The 13,202-nt window shown below is 62.2% G+C and carries 12 protein-coding genes; 7 read left to right on the forward strand and 5 right to left on the reverse strand.

Features of this window, described 5'->3' with window-relative positions:
- Positions 1-99 precede the first annotated feature (99 nt).
- The 4 genes from BLS60_RS03255 to BLS60_RS03265 all read left to right on the forward strand — a co-directional run bounded on the left by BLS60_RS03255 (position 100) and on the right by BLS60_RS03265 (position 2,822).
- Positions 100-900 (forward strand): AraC family transcriptional regulator, encoded by an 801-nt coding sequence (locus BLS60_RS03255; protein ID WP_070881574.1) that lies wholly within the window; start codon positions 100-102, stop codon positions 898-900.
- Positions 901-1,007: 107 nt separating this feature from the next.
- Positions 1,008-1,433, forward strand: coding sequence for a 3-isopropylmalate dehydratase (locus BLS60_RS03260; protein ID WP_070881573.1), 426 nt, complete (start codon positions 1,008-1,010; stop codon positions 1,431-1,433).
- Positions 1,434-1,507: 74 nt separating this feature from the next.
- Positions 1,508-1,678: an FAD-dependent oxidoreductase gene (locus tag BLS60_RS21580; RefSeq protein WP_244153347.1), complete on the forward strand. Its 171-nt coding sequence runs from the start codon at positions 1,508-1,510 to the stop codon at positions 1,676-1,678.
- Between the two features lie 7 nt (positions 1,679-1,685).
- Positions 1,686-2,822, forward strand: a complete 1,137-nt coding sequence (locus BLS60_RS03265) for an FAD-dependent oxidoreductase (protein ID WP_244153348.1) — start codon at positions 1,686-1,688, stop codon at positions 2,820-2,822.
- Here BLS60_RS03265 and BLS60_RS03270 read toward each other — a convergent pair.
- Entirely contained in the window at positions 2,795-3,994 is a 1,200-nt protein-coding gene (locus BLS60_RS03270; protein WP_070881571.1) for an MFS transporter, read from the reverse strand. The genes BLS60_RS03265 and BLS60_RS03270 overlap by 28 nt on opposite strands.
- Positions 3,995-4,082: 88 nt before the next feature.
- Positions 4,083-4,814 carry a substrate-binding periplasmic protein gene (locus tag BLS60_RS03275; protein ID WP_070881570.1) on the reverse strand — a complete coding sequence of 244 codons (732 nt, stop codon included), beginning with the start codon at positions 4,812-4,814 and terminating at the stop codon, positions 4,083-4,085.
- A gap of 253 nt (positions 4,815-5,067) precedes the next feature.
- On the opposite strand from BLS60_RS03275, the gene ahpC reads away from it, so the two are divergent.
- Positions 5,068-5,631, forward strand: a complete 564-nt coding sequence (gene ahpC, locus BLS60_RS03280) for an alkyl hydroperoxide reductase subunit C (RefSeq protein WP_070881569.1) — start codon at positions 5,068-5,070, stop codon at positions 5,629-5,631.
- A 246-nt stretch (positions 5,632-5,877) separates the two neighbouring features.
- The gene (ahpF, locus tag BLS60_RS03285) at positions 5,878-7,431 is read left to right on the forward strand and encodes an alkyl hydroperoxide reductase subunit F (RefSeq protein WP_092364582.1); all 1,554 of its coding nucleotides are present in this window, start codon (positions 5,878-5,880) and stop codon (positions 7,429-7,431) included.
- Positions 7,432-7,497: 66 nt separating this feature from the next.
- Here the strand turns inward: ahpF and BLS60_RS03290 are convergent, their stop codons facing one another.
- A complete protein-coding gene (locus BLS60_RS03290) occupies positions 7,498-7,893 on the reverse strand; it encodes a hypothetical protein (RefSeq protein WP_092365320.1) in 396 nt (131 codons plus the stop codon).
- Positions 7,894-8,030: 137 nt separating this feature from the next.
- Here BLS60_RS03290 and BLS60_RS03295 point away from each other — a divergent pair, with 137 nt between their 5' ends.
- Positions 8,031-9,161 (forward strand): M14 family metallopeptidase, encoded by a 1,131-nt coding sequence (locus tag BLS60_RS03295; protein WP_092364585.1) that lies wholly within the window; start codon positions 8,031-8,033, stop codon positions 9,159-9,161.
- A 22-nt stretch (positions 9,162-9,183) separates the two neighbouring features.
- On the opposite strand, the gene BLS60_RS03300 is transcribed toward BLS60_RS03295, so the two are convergent.
- Together BLS60_RS03300 and BLS60_RS03305 are read right to left on the reverse strand one after the other, a co-directional pair.
- Positions 9,184-11,553 (reverse strand): ATP-dependent DNA helicase, encoded by a 2,370-nt coding sequence (locus tag BLS60_RS03300; RefSeq protein WP_244153349.1) that lies wholly within the window; start codon positions 11,551-11,553, stop codon positions 9,184-9,186.
- Entirely contained in the window at positions 11,550-13,190 is a 1,641-nt protein-coding gene (locus BLS60_RS03305) for a VRR-NUC domain-containing protein (RefSeq protein ID WP_092364588.1), read from the reverse strand. Before BLS60_RS03305 ends, BLS60_RS03300 begins: the two co-directional genes overlap by 4 nt.
- Positions 13,191-13,202: the final 12 nt, after the last annotated feature.

Consider the following 13,202-nt stretch of genomic DNA (forward strand, 5'->3'; position numbering starts at 1 on the left):
GAACTCTGCCCGTGAAGTTGAATGACCATTATGGTGCTGGCGATTTCTGTTGATATAGTTCAAAACCGACAGTGCATAGCGGTTATCCGCCAGTTCGCAATGAAGAGCCAACAACCGCTTCTGCAAATCCCTCCCTTTAGCGACGCGCTGCCCGCGCCGCTGTTCTTTCGCACGGCCAGCGTGCCGGCGCATGCGACTTACCCACGCCATCGCCACGCCTGGGGTGAGTTCGTCTATGCCTTCAGCGGTGTGATGGAGATCGAGGTGGCGGGGCGGCATTACCTGGCACCGCCGCAATATGGCATCTGGCTGCCGCCGGATCTGGAGCACATCGGCTTCAACCGGCATGAGGCGTGTCACTGCTCGGTGTATGTCGCGCCCGAGCACTGCACCGGGTTGCCTACCGAGCCCTGTGCGCTGAGCCTGAGCCCGCTGGTGCGTGCCTTGCTCGATGATTTGCGCGAGTTCCCTGGTGACGCCGAGCGCCAGGCCGAGCATGCACGGCAGCTGCAGTTACTGCTCGACAAGCTGGCACGCGCACCCAAGGTAGGCAGCTACCTGCCCAGCTCCAGCGACTCGCTGCTGGAACCGGTTTTGCGACAACTGGCCGGCAACCCCGCCGATACGCGCTCGCTGGCCCAGCTGGCCAGCCTCGCGAACACCACCGAACGCACCCTGATGCGCCGTTGCCAGCGCGATTTGGGCATGTCGTTCGCGCAATGGCGCCAGCGCCTGCGTGTGGTCGCAGCGCTGGCGGAGCTGGAACGCGGGCGTACCGTGGAGGCCATCGCGCTGGATCTGGGTTACAGCAGCGCTTCGGCGTTCATCGGCATGTTCCGTCGGCTGATGGGCGTGTCACCCGATGAATACCGCAAGGGCAACCTGCCGCGGCAGCAGTAGTCGCCACGCGGAAATATCCCGGTGAGTCCCGGCAGGATTTATGGCACTGTCATGGCCATGTGCTGGTCATACCCGACACTTCACTGTGCTTCCCATGGAGGGAACCCATGCGTTCGATCTTTGCCGTATTGCCGCTGCTGGCTCTGGCCGGTTGCTCCTCGTATCAGGCTGACCCCGACCAGGTAACGGCTGTGCCGGCTGATCGCCTGCTGGGCTATCAGACGCCCGTCAACGGCGGTGGTGAGGTGGTGGTCACCCGCGATCTCGGCTTGATGGGCGGTGGCTGCTATGTGGCCGTGCTGGTCGACCGCAAGGTGGCTGCGCGCATCGCGGTTGGTGAAGAGGCGCGCTTCCAGGTGCCTGCCGGCAATCGCATCCTTGGCATCACGGCCGATAAACAGGATGAAACCCTGTGCGGCAAGGGCCGTTTGAATCGGGAAGTGGCCGTGAAGGTCGAGCCGGGCGGCAAGGCGGATCTGCGTATCATCAGCCAGAACCAAGGCGGCTTCGATATCAGGCCCATGGAGAAATAAGCGGTCGTCGCCAGTTTCGAAGGGCGTTGGAGCAGGTAGAATTCTCGCCGGATTTGTCAGGTAAGGGACAGCCTGTGAAGGATTTATCCATTGCAATCGTAGGTGCAGGCACCGCGGGGCTGGCGACGGCGATATTGCTGGCTCGTCAGGGCTGGCGGGTCGAGGTGTTGGAGCGCGTACCCAGCTTGCAGCCGGTCGGTGCCGAGGATTCTGCTCCAGCCCTCCGGGCTTGCCGTTTTACGTGAGCTTGGGTTGTTCGACGAATGCACCGGGCTGGGCGCGCCGGTCGCTCGGCTGTTTGGCACATCTGCCTGCGGCAAGCGGGTGATTCTCGATACTCAGTACCAACATTGGCAGCCAGGGAGTTACGGCCTGGGCATCCATCGAGGCGTGCTGATGCAGGCGTTGTTGGAAGCTGCCAAAAGCGCAGGCGTGGTGATTCGTACCGGCGTCAGCATTGCTCGCTTTCAGCAGACCGTGCAGGGCGTCACCCTGTTCGCCACTGTTGAAGGAACGGTTGAGCAACCCTACGGTGATTACGGCGCGCTGATTCTTGCCGACGGCACGCGGTCACATTTGCGCGCGCAGATGCGCGTGCGTCAATGGGTGAGGCCCTATCCCTGGGGTGCACTCTGGAGCATCGTACCGACCCCTGCGGATGCCGACTCGACCGACTTGCGGCAGTGGTACCGGGGCTGCTCGCAGATGTTCGGTATCATGCCCACCGGGCGAACCCATGAGGCGCCCGAGCAACGTGTCAGCAGCCTGTTCTGGAGTTTGCCAACAGCCGGCTATGCTGCCTGGTGCGAAGCCGGCCTTGGCGCCTGGAAAAACAGCGTGACACAGCTCGCCGGGCCTCAGGCCGATGCTTTTCTCGCCCACGTTCACTCACCGGCGCAACTCACCCTGGCTACTTACGCTGATGTACGCATGCAGCAGTGGCACGACTGCCGTGTGTTGGCCATCGGCGACTGCGCGCATGCTATGAGCCCACAGCTGGGGCAGGGCGCCAACATGGCGTTGGTGGACGCAGCGGCCCTCGCCGCCGCCTTGCGGCGCGGCACCTCGGGTGATCTACCGGCAGATTGGCCAGCGGTGTTTGCCAGCTACGCCAAAACGCGTCGCCAGCACCTGCGCTATTACCGCCAGGCCAGCCGGCTGCTGACGCCCTTGTTCCAGTCCAACAGTGCGGCGCTGGCTGTGCTGCGTGACAGCGCACTGTTTCTGGCCCGGCATCTGCCCATGGGGCGCAATCATGCGGTCACCACCCTGGTAGGCGGGCGTACGGGCTGGCTGTTCGGCCGTACGCCCGACACCTCGTTGCATGTCTGGCGGCACGACAGCTCGTTGCGACCACCCGATCAGCCAGCCGCTTCAGTTGCCGATTGAACCTTCCACGCCCAGGCGAAGATCGCCAGGCCAGCCAGCGCGGTCACCGCGCCGATATATCCCGTCGAGGTCCAGCCGAACCCGGCGCTGATCGCCAAGCCGCCGAGCCACGGCCCGAGGGCGTTGGCGATATTGAAGGCCGCATGGTTAGAGGCCGCAGCGAGGGTCTGCGCGCCAGTTGCCACATCCATCAGGTGGGTCTGCAGGGCTGGCGACAACGCTGCGATTGTTCCGAGGGCAAGAATTGCCGGCAGCATGGTCCAGATCGACTGTGTGGCAGAGGGCAAGACCAGCAGCACCAGCGCGCTCCACAACAGAATCCAGGCCACCGACTTGAATTGCAGGCGGTCGAACAGCCAGCCGCCCGCCATGTTGCCAAGGATGCAGCCGACGCCGAACACCGCCATGGCTACGGGGATCATGCCCGGGTTGACCTGGGTGACTTCCAGCAGCGTCGGGGCCATGTAGCTGAATACGCAGAACATCCCGGCGAAGCCGATCGAGCCGATGCCCAGCGCCAGCCAGATGGGCGCGCGGTTAAAGGCGCGCAATTCGTTGATCGGGCTGCTGCGTACCTCGTTGCGGTCGACCGGCAGGAAGATCGCCACCATCGCCACGGTGAGCAGGGCGATTACGCTGACCAGGGCGAAAGCGTAGCGCCAACTCATGCTCTGGCCCAGCCAGGTCGCCAGCGGGTTGCCGATCAGAATCGCCACGCTCAAGCCCATCAGCACCCGGCTGACCGCCTTGGCGCGCTTATGCGGCGGCGCCATGGAGGCCGCGACCAGCATGGCGACGCCGAAGTAGGCGCCATGCGGCAGGCCGGCGAAAAACCGGAATACCAGCAGCGAGCTGTAATCAGGCGCGAGGGCGCTGGCGAGGTTGCCAACCGCGAACACGCCCATCAGCAACAGCAGCAGACTCTTGCGCAGTAGACGAGCGCCGAGCAGCGCCAGGATAGGCGCGCCGACCACCACGCCGAGGGCGTAGCTGCTGATTACATGACCGACTTGCGGTTCGCTGACGTTCAGATCCTGCGCCACGTTGGGCATCAGGCCCATGATCGAGAACTCGCTGGTACCGATGGCGAAGCCGCCAAGCGCTAGCGCCAATTCGATCAGCAGGATCGCGCCCGCGCTCAGGCGTGTGGCGTCGTGGGCTGGGCCACTCATGTGTCTACCTCGATAACGTGGAGCGAATCAGGCGGGGCATTATTCACGCAAAGATGCGCCGAGAGAACTGCTTTGTGGGCAGCTTCGTTCAGCGATAGCGCTGCAGGATGGCCTCGAATTCGCCGTCCTGCTTCATCTCTTTCATAGCGCGCAACAGCTGCTGGGTGGGCACGTCGGGTGCATCACGCACCAGGCAGAAGGCCGGGTCGCTGGCCAGTTCGTGCACCTCATAGAGTTTCTGCGCCGGGTCGTTGTGACGGTTGTGCCAGAGCAGCGCCAGTTCGTTGCTGATCGCATAATCGTAACGTCCGGCAGCGAGTTTGGTGAGTACCAGACCCTGGGTGCGCGCGTTGTCGCGCAGCAGCTTGCCAGACATGAACAGCGGATTCAGGCTTGGGTAGTAGAAGCCCAGCACGGTTCCGATGCGTTGCCGGGGGAGTTTTTCCGGTGTTATCGGCTCCCGGCGCCGGCTGACCACCAGATCACGCTGCACCATAAAGGGGATGCTCCACAGGTAATTGGGCGTTGCTTCGTTCAGCCACACCGGACTCGCGTAGCAGCGCACATCGATTTCGTTGTGCAGTTGGGTGTGTTGTACACGCAAACGGGGCATCACCAGCAGCTCGGCGCGTCGGCCGAGCTTTTCTGCCAGGCGCATGGGCAGGTCGTAGAGGATGCCGCCGACAGCTTTGCCGTTGCGGATATCCACCAGTGGCATCACCCCGCTTTCGGTTATCGAGAAGCGCAGCGGGCGTTCCTCGGCAACGCAGCTGAGGCTCAGCAGGACAAGCGCAGCGACGATGGTCTGGACAGGGGACATGAGACGAACCAGGCAAGATGACATGGTGTCAGACAGCGTAGGTGGTTCACAGTTGGCTCGCTGGCAGGCTGTCGCCACAACGTGACTCACCGGTTGCAGCGCACTGCAGCTTCAGATTACTGTTTTAAAAGGATTTTTAAGTAGGTCGATTGAGTCAGTTAATTGAAACCATGGTTTCAATCAATGGGCTCTTTGGTCCGGATGGGGCTACTATCTGCCCTGTAAATTTTTCAACCCTCGCAGGAGTTCACAGATGTCTTTGATTAACACCCAAGTTCAGCCGTTCAAGGTCAATGCATTCCACAACGGTAAATTCATCGAAGTCACCGAAGAAAGCCTGAAAGGCAAGTGGTCGGTACTGATCTTCATGCCGGCAGCTTTCACCTTCAACTGCCCAACCGAGATCGAAGACGCTGCCAACAACTACGAAGCCTTCCAGAAGGCTGGTGCTGAAGTGTACATCGTCACCACTGACACTCATTTCTCGCACAAGGTATGGCACGAGACTTCTCCGGCTGTCGGCAAGGCTCAGTTCCCGCTGATCGGCGACCCGACTCACCAGCTGACCAACGCATTCGGCGTGCACATCGCTGAAGAAGGTCTGGCACTGCGCGGTACGTTCGTGATCAACCCGGAAGGCCAGATCAAGACCGTCGAAATCCACTCCAACGAGATCGCTCGTGACGTGGCCGAGACCCTGCGCAAGCTGCAAGCCGCTCAGTACACCGCTGCCCACCCGGGCGAAGTGTGCCCAGCCAAGTGGAAAGAAGGTGCCCAGACTCTGGCTCCTTCCCTGGACCTGGTCGGCAAGATCTAAAAACGGCCGGGAAACTACTGCGCGTCGCTGATGCTGCGTTGAAATCAGGCTCGGGCTCGTCATTTACAGCTCGTAAACTCCTCGCCCGAGCCTGATCTCGCCTTGCCTCAACACCGCTCGCTACGTTTCCCAATCCGTTTTACGCGCTGATCAAATCAACAACTGATTTTGGAAGCGCGCCCGAACGCCCGGGCGTAACCCGTCCGGGCGTTTTATTGCCCGAATTTCGTCATTGAGGACCCGTATATGTTGGACGCAACCCTTAAAACCCAGTTGAAGGCGTACCTGGAAAAGGTCAGCCAGCCGTTCGAGATCGTCGCGTCCCTCGATGACAGCGACAAATCTCAGGAGCTCAAAGGCCTGCTCGACGATATCGTCAGCCTGACCGACAAGATCACCCTGAAGACTGACGGCACCGACGCTCGCGTGCCGTCGTTCGCCCTGAATCGCCCGAACGGCAACATCAGCCTGCGCTTCGCCGGCCTGCCGATGGGGCATGAGTTCACCTCGCTGGTGCTGGCCCTGCTGCAAGTCGGTGGCCACCCGTCGAAGCTGGCGGCTGAAGTGATCGAGCAGATCAGCAGCCTTGAAGGTGAGTTCAACTTCGAGACCTACTTCTCGCTGTCCTGCCAGAACTGCCCGGACGTGGTGCAGGCGCTGAACCTGATGGCCGTGCTCAACCCGAACATCCGTCACGTCGCCATCGACGGCGCGCTGTTCCAGGATGAAGTCGAGTCCCGGCAGATCATGTCGGTACCGAGCATCTACCTGAACGGCGAACTGTTCGGTCAGGGCCGTATGGACGCCGAGCAGATCCTCGCCAAGATCGACACCGGCGCTTCAGCCCGTGACGCTGCCAAGCTCAATGCCAAGGACGCCTTCGATGTGCTGGTTATCGGTGGTGGCCCGGCGGGTGCTGCAGCAGCCATCTATGCTGCGCGTAAAGGCATCCGTACCGGTGTTGCAGCCGAGCGTTTCGGCGGTCAGGTGCTGGACACCATGGCCATCGAGAACTTCATCTCGGTGCAGGAAACCGAAGGCCCGAAACTGGCCCGCGCCCTGGAAGAGCACGTCAAGCAGTACGATGTCGACATCATGAACCTGCAGCGCGCCAGCGCGCTGATCCCGGCGTCCAGCGCCGGCGGCCTGCACGAAGTGAAGTTCGAGAGCGGTGCGAGCCTGAAGGCCAAGACCGTGATCCTCTCTACCGGCGCACGCTGGAGAGAGATGAACGTGCCGGGCGAGCAGGAGTACCGCAACAAGGGCGTGGCGTACTGCCCGCATTGCGACGGCCCGCTGTTCAAAGGCAAGCGCGTTGCGGTCGTTGGTGGTGGTAACTCCGGTGTGGAAGCGGCCATCGACCTGGCCGGTATCGTCGCCCACGTTACCCTGCTCGAGTTCGACAGCAAGCTGCGTGCTGACGCGGTGCTGCAGAAAAAGCTCTACAGCCTGCCGAACGTCAAGGTGATCACCAGCGCCCTGACCAGTGAAGTGAAAGGCGATGGTCAGAAGGTCACTGGCCTGGTCTACAAGGATCGCAACTCCGACGAGTTCGTCCCGTTGGAGCTGGAAGGCATCTTCGTGCAGATCGGCCTGTTGCCGAACTCCGAATGGCTGAAAGGTTCGGTGGAGCTGTCCGATCGCGGCGAGATCATCGTCGACGCTCGTGGCGAAACGTCGCTGCCGGGCATCTTCGCTGCCGGTGACGTGACCACCGTGCCGTACAAGCAGATCGTCATCGCCATGGGTGAAGGTTCGAAAGCGTCGTTGAGCGCCTTCGACCACCTGATCCGCAGCTGATCGATTGCAACGCACTGAAAACGGGCCCAATCGGGCCCGTTTTTTTATGCCTGTGACACGCCGTGGTCAGTCGGTTTCTTCATCGCGGATCAGGACGAAGCTGGAGCCTTGTTGGTCGTCCAGGCGCTCGCAGACAAAGTACATCTCCACCTTCCCGGCGTTCATGGCAGCCAGCAGGTCGCCGGACTGCGGCATGAAGAACGCCTTGGAACCGGGCTTGGCTTCACTGGCGATCAGTGCGGTGAAAAACAGTGCCGGATCGATGCCATCGAAATAATCATCGCGTTCAGCAGCATCCCATTCCTGGGGTGGCTCGAAGGGTCCGGTGAACAGCACCTTGGCATCGCCCAAGTCCTGCTCTTCGGCGTCGAGATCGTCCTCGTCGGGGCGATAGACCGTGCAGTCCAGCGATTCGGTGGCATCCAGCACGCGCTGGCGTTGTTGATCATCGGCTAGGGACATGGTGGCTCCGGGCATCTGCATAAGTGAGGCCTGCAGTGTGAGGCGCACCACGATCAGCTGCAATCAGTGCCTGTGGATTTCCCGTTGGCCCGGAAACTGAGATGCTTGTGCGACCGTGACCAGCGTTGGGAATAACCATGAAGATCAGTTCGGATTTCGACAGCGGCAATATCCTCGTGCAGGACGCCAGCGACCCGCACAAGGTGTTGTTGGCCATGCGCAAGGACCTCAATAGCGACCATTTCCAGTGGTTTCACTTCCACGTCGAGGGCCTGACGCCTGGCGCACGCCACGACTTCAGCATCACCAACGCCGGGCAGTCCGCCTACCGCAATGCCTGGGCGGGCTACAACGCGGTGGCGTCGTACGATCAGCGCAGCTGGTTTAGGGTACCGAGCCAGTTCGTCGACGGCGCCCTGCAGTTCGGCCTGGAGCCTCAGCACGCGCAGATGTGGTTCGCCTATTTCGAGCCCTACAGTCGCGAGCGGCACAGCGCATTAATCGCTCAGGCGCTGGCGATACCCGGTATCGAATTGCATGCGTGCGGGCGCAGCCTCGAAGGGCGTGATATCGAGCTGCTGCGTGTGCACCGGCATGCGCAGGCCAGTCGCAAGGTGTGGATCATTGCTCAGCAGCATCCGGGCGAGCACATGGCTGAGTGGTTCATGGAGGGCGTGATCCGCCGCCTGCAGGACACCGGCGACGCCGAAATGGATGCGCTGCTGCAACAGGCCGACCTGTATCTGGTGCCGAACATGAACCCGGACGGCGCTTTCCGTGGCCACCTGCGCACCAATGCGGCAGGGCAGGATCTCAATCGTGCCTGGCAGTCGGCCAGTCTCGAGCGCAGCCCGGAAGTGCACTTTGTGCAGCAGGCAATGCGGGAAACGGGCGTGGACCTATTTCTCGATATCCATGGCGACGAGGAAATTCCTCACGTATTCGCAGCGGGCTGCGAAGGTAACCCCGGCTTTACGCCACGCCTGGAGGCGTTGGACCGTGAGTTCCGTAGCCGGCTCGTCGAGCGCGGGGCTGAATTCCAGACCCGCTTCGGCTATCCGCGCAGTGCGCCCGGCCAGGCGAACCTGGCGCTGGCCTGCAATTCGGTGGGGGAGGAGTTCGACTGCCTGGCGTTCACGCTGGAAATGCCGTTCAAGGACCACGACGACGCGGCGAACCCGCAGACGGGCTGGAATGGTGAGCGCTCGATGAAGCTGGCCGGGGACATGCTTGGTGTGGTGGCGGATGTGGTCGATCGGCTGCGCTGATTAGTTTTTCGCGAACAGCGCGTCAGTCAAGGTCGAACAGACCTTGTTGAGACGCTACGGGGGGCGCAGGTAGAACGGCTATCGGCAGCACCTTGCGGGTAATAGATGGCACATGAACCTGAGGTGCGTGGGGGACTCGGCTGCGCTGCACGTGCCACCAGCCGGGGAGCAGGGCACGTACGTCCGGCAGGGTAAAGCGGTCGTCCATGAGGTGCACCACGCCGCTGTCCTGCGGGGTGCGAATCACCCGTCCGGCGGCCTGCACGACTTTCTGCAGGCCGGGGTACAGGTAGGTGTAGTCGTAGCCGCTGGTGAACATCTCGGCCATGCGCTGCTTGATCTGTTCATTGATCGGGTTGATCTGCGGCAGCCCCAGGGTGGCGATAAACGCGCCGATCAGGCGGTCGCCCGGCAGGTCGATGCCTTCACCGAACACGCCACCGAGCACTGCGAAGCCGATTCCTTGGCCGCCGGGCTGGAAGCGCTCGAGAAACTCCTGGCGCTGGCTTTCGTCCATCTGCCGGGCCTGTACCCAGTATTCAATGCCTGGGTGCTGATGCTCGAACAGCTCCAGCACCTGCTGCAAATAGGCGTAGCTGCTGAAGAAGGCCAGGTAATTGCCGGGCCGCTCGGTAAATTGCCGGGCCATCAGCGCGACGATGGGCGCCAGCGAGCGCTCGCGATGCTGGTAGCGGGTCGACAGGTTGCTGACGGCGTGAACCTGTAACTGGGCGGCCTGGAACGGCGATTCTACGTCCAGCCAGGGCGTCGCCTCCGGCAGGCCGAGCAGGTTGGCGTAATAGTCGGCAGGGCTTAGCGTGGCTGAAAACAGCGTGGTGCTGTGGCTGTTCTCGAAGCGCGGCGCGAGAAACGGTGCCGGCACGATATTGCGCAGGCACAGTGTTGAATAGCTGCGCCCGCGGACGGCTGACTGACGACTGATATCGAACAACGAGTGCGGACCGAAGGCTTCCGCCAGGCGACAGAATGCCATGGCGTCCAGGTAGAACTGCAGCAGCTCGCCATCGTTGCCGGTGGGCTGGTCGGTGAGGTGATCGGTGATCGCGCTGACCGCCTTTTGCAGCGACAACAGTAATAAATCCGGCGGTTGCGGATAGGTCCGGTATTCCTCGCGTTGCTCTTTGTGCAGCTGTTTCCAGTGCCGGCTGATACGCGTCAGCACCGCGCTCAAGCCCTTTGGGGCATTGCTGCGCATGGCCTCGAAGCGCGCCTGGTCGAGTTCGGCGCTGTACATGCGACGAGCGCGCTCGATCAGGTTATGGGCTTCGTCCACCAGCAGCGTGACCCGCCATTCGTTGATCAGCGTGAGGCTGTAGAGCAGTGCGCTGAGGTCGAAGTAGTAGTTGTAGTCGCATACCACCACGTCGGCCCAGCGGGTCAGTTCCTGGCTCAGGTAGTAAGGGCAGACCTGATGCTGCAGGGCGATGGCGCGTACCGCGGCCTGGTCCAGCCAGGTGCACTCGACAGCGGCCTGGCGCGCGGCGGGCAGGCGGTCGTAGAAGCCTCGGGCCAGTGGGCAGGATTCACCGTGGCAGGCTTTGTCCGGATGCTCGCAGGCCTTGTCCCGCGCAACGTGTTCCAGCACGCGCAGCGGCAGCGTGTCGCCTCGCAGCGTTTGCAGCGCGTGCAGGGCCAACTGGCGCCCTGGCGTTTTGGCGGTTAGAAAGAACAATCGATCCAACCCGTGTTCGGGAAAGGCCTTCAATTGCGGGAACAGCGTGCCGAGCGTCTTACCAATACCGGTGGTGGCCTGCGCCATCAGGCAGTGGCCGTCGCGGGCGGCGCGATACACGTTTTCTGCCAACTGGCGCTGACCCAGGCGAAACTCGGCATGCGGGAAACGCAACTCGCTCAACGCGTTGTCACGGCGCAAACGGTGCGCCTGCTCCTGTTCGGCCCAGGTGATGAAGCGGCCGCACAGCTCGGCGAAGAACGCCTGTAATTCCGCCGCCGTGCGGGTTTCGCGAAACACGCTTTCCTTCTGAGTCAGGACGTTGAAATACACCACCGCAAGATCGATCTGCGGCAGGTCACGGCCTTCGCACAGCAGCCAACCGTATACCCGCGCTTGAGCCCAGTGCAGTTGCCGGTGGTTATCGGGGATGCGGCTTATATCGCCGCGGTGGGTTTTTATTTCTTCGAGCAGGTTGCTGTGCGGGTCGAAGCCATCGGCGCGGCCGCGTACCTGCAGCGAACGGAACTCGCCTGCCAGTGGCACTTCCGCTTCGTAGTGCTCACCGCGGCGGCTGACCACGGTGGCGTGTCCAGCCATGCCTTCCTGGGCAGTGGGTGACGGCGTGAAACGCAAGTCGAGGTCGCCGCACTTGGCGGTGAACTCGCACAGCGCGCGCACCGCCACGCGGTAGCTCACGCGTCGGCCCACTGCACGTAGCAGACGTCTACCGGCATGCCGTGTTCGGCACAGAACGCCAGCCAGCGGCGTTGATTATCATGGAGCCGATCGCCCGGGCCTTTCACCTCGATCATGCGGTAGCGTTTCTCCTCAGGCCAGAACTGGATGAGGTCTGGCATGCCCGCGCGATTAGCCTGGATATCCCCGAGCAGGCGTCGAAACCACGCCAGGAGATGGGCGGCCGGCAGGCAATCGAGCGCCTGTACCAGCAATGCTTCGCTGAGCGCGCCCCAGTGCACGAACGGCGACTGAATGCCGAACTTGTCGCGGTAGGTCTGGCGGATGCTGTCGCGGTAGCTGCCATCCTCCAGTTGCGCCAGGCAGGTGGCGAACAGCGCGCGACGACGTGGATAGAAGTCGGCAGTGAGCAGGTCAGCCGGGCCGTGCTGGAAGGGATGAAAGAACGCACCTGGTACCGCGGCGAAGATCGCTGGCCAGCAGAGCAGCCCGAACAGGCTGCAGATCAGCGTGTTCTCGACGTAATGCACCGGCGCTTCGTTGCGCTGCAGGTGCAGTTGCACCCGTTGCTCGACTGCCAGCGATGGCAGCCTGGGCAATTGCAGATCGAGACGCGCCGGTGCCGGCGGTTTGCTGCGTTTTGCAATGGGTAGCCCAAGCTGTCTGGCCAGTCTCACTCCAGCGCGTTGCGCGAGTTGCAGCTCGCCATCACTGGTGGGCGCCAAAATCGCCTGGCTGGACAGCTCGAACGCTTCCTGAAAGCGCATGGTGCGCTCCAGAACACGGATCTGCCGTTGCCGCGCCGCGCCATAACCGCTGCTGGCGTAAACCTCTAGCGCCTGCTCGAAGTCAGCGCAGCGCTCCAGGTGCTGGCCGATGCGAAACAGCAGCTTGGCACGACGCTCGGCGATATAGGGATTGTCGTAGCGCCGGGTATCGATACAGGCGATCAGCGCGGGCGAGGCATCACCTGCTTCAAATACTTCCCGGCAGCGCTGCAGGTGCAGGTAATCATCGACATCCTCACGGCAGCGCAGCGCCCGCGAGTCCGGCGGAAAGTCGACGCTTTCATAACGGAAGATACCCAGGTCGGCCAATACGAACTCCGACCATTCCTGGCGCAGATTGCCAAAGAACATCAGTCGCAGGCGCTCGCTGAGGTCATTGATGGCCAGGCTGTAGAGCGCGTCGTCGAGCGTCGGGCACCAGTCGCCAAAGGTCAGTGCCTGGTCAAACTGCGCGGCAAGCTGCTCCAGCAGGTCGCTTTTGCGGGCGCGACGGTCACTGATCCGGTCCGCGAAACAATCGAGAACCTCGTCCTTGCGCAGCAGCGTCAGCAGCTCATGCAGGTGCAGCGCAGCGTCGCGTACCACCCAGCCGTTGGCGATCAGCGCCACAGCGGCCTGGCGGCAGCAGCCAATTTCCTCGTAGTTGAGCTTGCTGGCTCGAAAGTGCACGCCTTTGCGCATGATCATCCGCACCAACAGCGCCTGGGCCGGGCCTTCGAGGGCACTGAAAGCTTGCAGAAACGCCTGCTCACGTGCGTTCAGCAGATCGGCATGACGCTCGCCGATCCATGCCAGAGCCTTCTGGAAGTTGTGCAGATAATAGAAGCGCGGGTCGCTGGAGAAAGACATTGAGGCTGCTGA

It is taken from the genome of Phytopseudomonas seleniipraecipitans (assembly GCF_900102335.1).
In the GTDB taxonomy this organism is placed as follows: Bacteria; Pseudomonadota; Gammaproteobacteria; order Pseudomonadales; family Pseudomonadaceae; genus Aquipseudomonas; species Aquipseudomonas seleniipraecipitans.

What these genes read in the sequence shown, in the direction of transcription:
- BLS60_RS03255 (WP_070881574.1), top strand. Translation starts at nt 100, where the DNA reads ATGAAGAGCCAACAACCGCTTCTGCAAATCCCTCCCTTTAGCGACGCG.
- BLS60_RS03260 (WP_070881573.1), top strand. Translation starts at nt 1,008, where the DNA reads ATGCGTTCGATCTTTGCCGTATTGCCGCTGCTGGCTCTGGCCGGTTGC.
- BLS60_RS03270 (WP_070881571.1), bottom strand. Translation starts at nt 3,994, where the DNA reads ATGAGTGGCCCAGCCCACGACGCCACACGCCTGAGCGCGGGCGCGATC.
- BLS60_RS03275 (WP_070881570.1), bottom strand. Translation starts at nt 4,814, where the DNA reads ATGTCCCCTGTCCAGACCATCGTCGCTGCGCTTGTCCTGCTGAGCCTC.
- ahpC (WP_070881569.1), top strand. Translation starts at nt 5,068, where the DNA reads ATGTCTTTGATTAACACCCAAGTTCAGCCGTTCAAGGTCAATGCATTC.
- ahpF (WP_092364582.1), top strand. Translation starts at nt 5,878, where the DNA reads ATGTTGGACGCAACCCTTAAAACCCAGTTGAAGGCGTACCTGGAAAAG.
- BLS60_RS03290 (WP_092365320.1), bottom strand. Translation starts at nt 7,893, where the DNA reads ATGTCCCTAGCCGATGATCAACAACGCCAGCGCGTGCTGGATGCCACC.
- BLS60_RS03295 (WP_092364585.1), top strand. Translation starts at nt 8,031, where the DNA reads ATGAAGATCAGTTCGGATTTCGACAGCGGCAATATCCTCGTGCAGGAC.
- BLS60_RS03305 (WP_092364588.1), bottom strand. Translation starts at nt 13,190, where the DNA reads ATGTCTTTCTCCAGCGACCCGCGCTTCTATTATCTGCACAACTTCCAG.